Genomic DNA, 1,500 nt, shown 5'->3' on the forward strand with positions numbered 1-1,500 from the left:
GCAAAGCTTTTAATGAAAATGTTTGTTTTTCTTTTACAACATGCATAAATTCACATCGGTTTAATAGCAATTAATTCAATGCTTACAAACTTATCTGCCTCTGAATTTAGTCATAATGGATGAATTTAAGCTAATAAAACTAAGGAAAATCAACAGCTCATCTAATCCTTCTTTATATTCCTTCAGGATCAGCAAGATGCATAAATGAGTTCTTTGCAAAGGCTAAAATAGGTTGATGTATAAATTGTAAGTTTATTTTTAAAATTCTGTGCACATGCAACATTTCTACGAAAACATTTAAACCAAATGTCACACTTTTGAAAACAAAATTCATTGATTTGGGTTGTTTCCATTTTTGGCCATTTGACGTTCTTCTTTTTTTGACTGAACAGATGAGAGTTTACATGCCTACTCAGGTNCTAAAACATTTAAACCAAAGGTCACACTTAGGAAAACAAAATTCTTGACGGGCTGTTTCCATTTTTAGCCATTTGGCATTCTACTCTTTTTGACTGAACAGATGAGAGTTTACATGCCTACTCAGGTGGGGCTATGCCTAAGATCAATTTGCTTAGAGTTAATCTTTTGTTATATTTTGTTGAATATTAGGGAGTACTTATACCATTCAAGATTAAGTCTGGGTTATCTCTTTGAGGAACTAAATTTGCCAGAGACACATTTGATAATGAAGATTTTAGACAAATATTCACCAGCATTAGTTCTGTTAGCAAGCTGAAAAATTTTGTAGGCCTAATATCAAACAATCAACACGTGAGGTAAACATCAAACCTCTTAGAAGAAAGACCATATGCTCCTGCTTCGGAAAAAACATTATTTGTTTGAAAGAGTGGTAGTATAACCTTTTACTCAACGATTACTTCCTTAATATGAAAAAGAGACAAATGAGCTGAAGACGAAAACTCCACAGTTACACTCCGCAACCCTTAACATAACTCGTGAGGTCTCGGTTTTGACACNTGCTCCTGCTTCGGTAAAAACATTATTTGTTTGAAAGAGTGATAGTATAACCTTTTACTCAACGATTACTTCCTTAATACGAAAAAGAGACAAAATGAGCTGAAGACAAAAACTCCACAGTTACACTCCGCAACCCTTAACATAACTCGTGAGGTCTCGGTTTTGACACTTGTTTCTCCATGCCACCCATGCTCTAATGCCTTGTGGATCGCTGACAACCCTCTTTGCACATGTTACAGCTTGAGTGATGTCATCTTTCAGCAAAGCGCTGCAGGGTATACCACAGGCGTTAACTGCTCTTGGGGTTTTGCCATCATTGCACCACCAGCGGCTATTGATTTGAAATATCCCATAATCAGTGCTTTTGTCTCCACGATTGTAGTTTGTAGCACGTGTGTTGTAATTGCTTTCCCATCTGGCCAAACACATCCAGTTTGCCAGGCTGACTCCCTTGTAGCCAGCCAATCCAAGTTTCTTCAGAGTTCTGGCAAGCTCACACCTCTCAAATTTCTTGCCCTGGAC

General features: G+C 37.2%; 1 protein-coding gene. It reads right to left on the reverse strand.

The genetic code is table 11. The features are described 5' to 3' along the window. Positions 1-1,098: 1,098 nt before the first annotated feature. Positions 1,099-1,500 (reverse strand): lysozyme C family protein (locus tag IEU81_RS11125; RefSeq protein ID WP_231957244.1); only part of this gene is annotated, 402 nt, incomplete at its 5' end.

The sequence above is a fragment of the Jeotgalicoccus aerolatus genome, from assembly GCF_014635205.1.
Classification (GTDB): Bacteria; Bacillota; Bacilli; order Staphylococcales; family Salinicoccaceae; genus Jeotgalicoccus; species Jeotgalicoccus aerolatus.